This window comes from Tateyamaria pelophila (assembly GCF_019966495.1).
Classification (GTDB): Bacteria; Pseudomonadota; Alphaproteobacteria; order Rhodobacterales; family Rhodobacteraceae; genus Tateyamaria; species Tateyamaria pelophila.
On sequence record NZ_JAIMIA010000206.1, the window covers coordinates 1 to 4,800 of the forward strand.

General features: G+C 54.4%; 3 protein-coding genes and 1 pseudogene. 1 reads left to right on the plus strand and 3 read right to left on the minus strand.

What is annotated here, in order from left to right; all coding sequences use genetic code 11:
• Window positions 1-467: 467 nt before the first annotated feature.
• A pseudogene (locus LC354_RS26325) lies at window positions 468-691 on the plus strand (transposase); the annotation flags it as partial.
• A 289-nt stretch (window positions 692-980) separates the two neighbouring features.
• Here the strand turns inward: LC354_RS26325 and LC354_RS26330 are convergent.
• From LC354_RS26330 to LC354_RS26340, 3 genes are all read right to left on the minus strand, one after another.
• Entirely contained in the window at window positions 981-1,991 is a 1,011-nt protein-coding gene (locus LC354_RS26330; RefSeq protein WP_449649490.1) for an HlyD family efflux transporter periplasmic adaptor subunit, read from the minus strand.
• A gap of 118 nt (window positions 1,992-2,109) precedes the next feature.
• Window positions 2,110-2,319 carry a DUF1656 domain-containing protein gene (locus tag LC354_RS26335; RefSeq protein ID WP_223428922.1) on the minus strand — a complete coding sequence of 70 codons (210 nt, stop codon included), beginning with the start codon at window positions 2,317-2,319 and terminating at the stop codon, window positions 2,110-2,112.
• Between the two features lie 11 nt (window positions 2,320-2,330).
• Complete coding sequence (locus LC354_RS26340; RefSeq protein ID WP_317849402.1) at window positions 2,331-4,484, minus strand: FUSC family protein; 2,154 nt, start codon at window positions 4,482-4,484, stop codon at window positions 2,331-2,333.
• Window positions 4,485-4,800: the final 316 nt, after the last annotated feature.

Genomic DNA, 4,800 nt, shown 5'->3' on the forward strand with positions numbered 1-4,800 from the left:
GGTAAAAGATACTTGATCCGCAGGCCTGATCAGGCGATCTTCGCGTCAGATGGCAGGCCACTTGGGGAATGTCGGTTAAACACTCACCGTTCAAAGTCTCCGTTCTTTTGTATTCCGTTGGTTGAGATCTGAGCAAGCTTTTTCAGAGGCTTGAGAACTCTCTATGATTTCCGTCGATTGCAGGCTTTACCGCAAACTTTTCCACGTGGCGAAACGCCTCTTGCGGACGGAAGCGTCCAAAGCAAGACGATCCCCCAACACAGCCGCAAACAACGTAGGTCACAGATCGCGCATATTCGTGCCAGGTAAACCGACGGCCGTCAGACAAGGCGCGGCGCTATCCAATCAGACGATTTTTGCCGCGGTGTTGCAGCCCGCATTCCCCAAGTGGACCTCTGATTTTGCTGTCCTGACCGATCTATTTTCCATTTATATCATGGCGTTGGTTGCTACGGAGGATGTGTTTCATGGATCACCCAGAGGGTGCGGGCTTGCAGCGGGGAGATCGTGTGGATTTCGACCGCCGGGTGCGGCAGGAATTCTAGGGCGCTCAGCTTAGCTCGGATGGCGGCTTTCTGGTGATGCGCAAGCTTGACGACGCGCTCGGGCTGTCCGATTTGGCGTCTGCTCCCTGTGCGACAATCGCCGTGGTAAGAACACGGTCCACCGGCTCGACGGGCTGTTTCGGCAATGGTCTATCAGCCAGTAGCAACCGGTCAACAGAAGCAGGCATTGCGTGTTTTGCAGCCCAGCGAAATTTGCACCGTTTTTATCGATGACAACCATATGTTTCTGTTTCGTTTCGCTTTGACAGACAGTGGCATAAGGCCCCGCTTCTCAGGTCGCAAGTCTCGAAAACGACCGTGATACACAGCAAGCGCCTTTACCGGCCCCACAACCGGATCGAACGGATGTTTGGAGAAGACATCAAAATCCGTCTGCGTCACGTGATATGCGACAAAGAGTTCTGGCCGGTTTCCTCATTGTAGAAACCTTGGCGCCGGGATCAGACTGCCAGTCTCGCCATCACTGCGCACGAGCACCGAAGCAGTCGTTCCGACCACAAGTTTGACATCTTCAGGAACGTTCCTCAGCTTGATTTTAACAGGAACTCTTTGCGCCAGCCTGATCCATTCAAAAGTGGTGCGGACATTCGGCAAAAGTCCTGCACCCGTTGTGCCGTCGGTTGGTGCAATGCCCCAGTTGATGCTGTCCACGACTCCTTCGATCGGCGTTCCGGGATAACTCATCAGTGTCACAACTGCCTGATCTCCAGGATCGATGTCAGCCAGGAAAGTCTCCCGGAAGTAGGCATCCACCCAATAGGTCGATGTATCGATCAACGCGAACTCTGGCGCGTAAGCCGTCAGTTGCTCGCCTATCCTGAGATCCACATTTGTGACATAGCCGTCGACCGGCGCGCGCACTTCGGTGAACTCGAGATTCAGCCGTGCTGCGTCAACCTCTGCGGCGGCCTGATTGAGGCGGGCATTATTAGGCTCTGGCTTGCCTCGATTGGCGCGTGCCTGGGCCAGCGTCGCTTCGGCCTGTGTCAGAGCGCTCTTTGCATTCAAGAGCTCGATGTCAGCCTGCTCCTTTGCCGACTGATTGACGTTGACATCACGCAACTGTGCATTGAAGCGCGTTTGCGCGATATCGTCCCTTTCCAACAGGATGGCCATTCGTTCCAGATTGCTCTCCGATTCAGCGAGCGTCGCTTCGGCGGCGCGCACCTGGGCCTCTGCACTGGGGATGAGCGCGCGGAATTGCTCAACGCTCGCCTCGCTCGCCTCGATTTGTCGGCTCAAAGCTTCGATTTCGTCCTGCGTGCGCTCAAAGTTGGCTTGGGCTGCGTTCAACGCCACCTCGTAAGTGCGCGGGTCGATCCTGAATAGTAAATCGCCTGCTTCAACAAATTGGTTGTCATCTACCGCGACCTCGATCGCTGGGCCCGTGACGCGGGGTGCAATGAACACAAGATCAGCGGCCACCTGACCATCTCGAGTCCAAGGATTGGCGATATACGAACTGTATCGCCAGGCAACAAGGAGCACGGCAGTCCCGACGATAACGGCGGTTATTGCGAGGCGGGCTGAGTAATTCATGAGATCATACCGGAATGAGGAAGGTGCCGATTAAGACAGCATAGATCAAGGCGACAGACAGGAAGACCAGCGGCGGATTGACCACGAAGCGGGACAAGCGGTAGCGATTTAAAACGCGGGCCGTCAAAAATGCCGCTGTCAGCGCGAGTAAGAACACCAGAAACGTCGGCGAAATATAGATGCCTAAGATCGTGTCGATTTCTTTTGGGGTCACCTTCGGTCTCCTTACACATTGAAGCGGGGCTCCCGCAGTCGAGGCCAGTCCATCGCGTGGCTCAATTTGAGGCTTTCGGAAATTGCCTCAGTCAATCCACGATAAGCACCCAGTATGCGGTACACCGTGTCAACCTGAACCGGTGTTGATGTTTCCCCTGCGCCGCGCGCCCGTGCGTTTGCAAAACTTGTCTCCAATTGGTCGATCAATGCGCGCGCGGCGCCATCAAAATCAGTTTGTGCCCGCGTCATGTTTTTGCCAAGCATGGCCGCCTCCAGCGCCGAGATTTCATTGCGCCAAATCTCAAGCTCGCCGCGCATTTCTGCGTTCCAAAGCGTGGCACCCGGCCCGTTGCGCAAAGCAACAAGATCTTCGAGACGTGCGCCGATCACACCGAGGCTTACAGCCAGAGCGGTAGCCTGATTGACCATCTCATCCCCTACCGTTTCCTTCGGCAGTTGGCTTGCCCAAATTGGAAGTTTCTGAGGGATCAGTACAATCTGTTTTTCGTGATAGACCCTGATCTGGCGTTGCCACCAACTCTCAGGCGCATCGGCGTGGTCCATCGACGTGATGACACGCGTTGCACTGCGCAGGAAGCGCTTGAGTAGGCGGTTATAGGCCTGTTGCGGTGCGAAGTTGAAAGGAAATTGCCAGAGTATCTGCATGAGACAAAGCGCTATAAACATAGCGGCCAGCGCATCGGTGAAGAAGGTGAAGCTGTAGGTTTGAACGTTGCCGTTGAACTGGACAGCGGTCACCCATGTCGAAAGCCCGATTGCTTTGTTCACACCATCGAAAAAGTACAGGATGAGGAAGGTGGACGGAAATATCATGAAGGTTGCGAGTTGCCCATATCCGTCAAGGTGCGGCATCAGGAAAACATGCAGGATCATACCGCCGACCATCGCAACAATAACCTTCGGAAATACCGAGATCGGCCGCAAATACGGGGTCATTACACCGGCCTGTATGCCAACGACCATCGCAATACTTAGCACAATCGGCGGAAACGGAACGCCGGGAAGAAACATGTAAACGGCAAAGGCCGCCCAGAAACCAAGAACGCAACGTATCGCGCCCATTGCCTGCTCAGGTTCCGGAATGATTGTAAATGTGCGTGGGGTGCGATGCCGGTGTTCTATTGAACCGGCTCGAAAACCTCTGGCTTTTGCCACCGCGTCATAGAGATCCTTGGTCGCCTGATCAATTTGCATAAGGTGGTGCGAGACGGCATGCAATGAAGCTCTCTGGATTTCTGTATACGACGCAATACGGTCTTGGGCGGGGCGGATGTCGATGTTCTGTGGTTCCGCTTCGGGAGATTGCTTGTCGATCATCTGTTGAATCGAGCGAAGTCTTGATATGATTTCCACTTCGAAATGTGGCAAGCCGATGAGGACGTGGCCAATGTCTGCGCGCTCCAGCACGCTCCGATCAAGCAGTGCTCGGTCCAAAGACTTTGTCGCATATTCGAGACTGCGGACCGCCTGGTCCCAAGCGCTTTTGTTTTCCAGCATATCAAGGCTGTCAGCGTCCAGCGCGCTCAGCAAGCCGCCCTGCCGTTCTGTCGCCGACCCAAGAAGCGAGGACAGGTCTTCGTCGGGTTGCGTCCGTACCTTCAAAACACCCACTGTGGCGATCAACAGGTCTGCCAGCGTCGATGTCTGCGCTTTAACTTTGTCAAAGAATTGAGCACTCGTGCTGGCGGGGAAGAAGACAATCGCAACGACAACATAGACACCGACGCCCAGTCCCGTCTCCAGCATCCTTGCGGTCGCTAATTCAAAGAAACGCGTTGGGTCACCTTGCTCGGCGGTCGCGATAGTTACCGGAATAATGGAGGCGAGAAAAAATATATAGAAGCGCCGAACGCTCTTCATCAGATATGCGTATATCAGAACGAACATTCCGGTCAGGAGAAGCGCTGGAAACCGGTCCTGTGGAAACGTAACCATGACAATCAAAAGAGTCACGCCGCCCAGTATCGTACCCAGGATCCGCATCAAGCCCTTCTGAAGGCTTTCGCCATCCGAAAGCTGCGTGCACACAGCAACACCAAGCGCCGCCCAAGACGGGTGTGCCCAATTCCACGCCATGGCAAGACCGATGGCGATGACCATCGCAATAGCACCGGCCAGGGCTTGTCTGACACGCATAGGCATTCGCTAAGGACCTGTACCAATTAGAAAAAGAACTATCACGATAATGACTATACTTTGGCATGTAGTGTCGCAAGAGCACCGTAAAGTTAACAGACGTCGGCCAAGGGATTTGAGAAATCTTGGTTTTATGCCGCTTCAACTTGAGCGATGTCGCGCCAAGTTTGCATCGCCAACAATCTCCATGTCTCGGAAGTCGGCAGTGCGTATTCCGTGGTGATCCAGCCACCGCCAAATCACCCTAGGCAGCGGACTCATAAAACTCGATCCACAGCCTGACGGATGCCAGTTTGATCATCGACAGGAAATTGCGTGATGT

Excerpts from the sequence above, each read along its gene's own strand:
- LC354_RS26340 (WP_317849402.1), bottom strand. The coding sequence starts at position 4,484 with ATGCCTATGCGTGTCAGACAAGCCCTGGCCGGTGCTATTGCGATGGTC.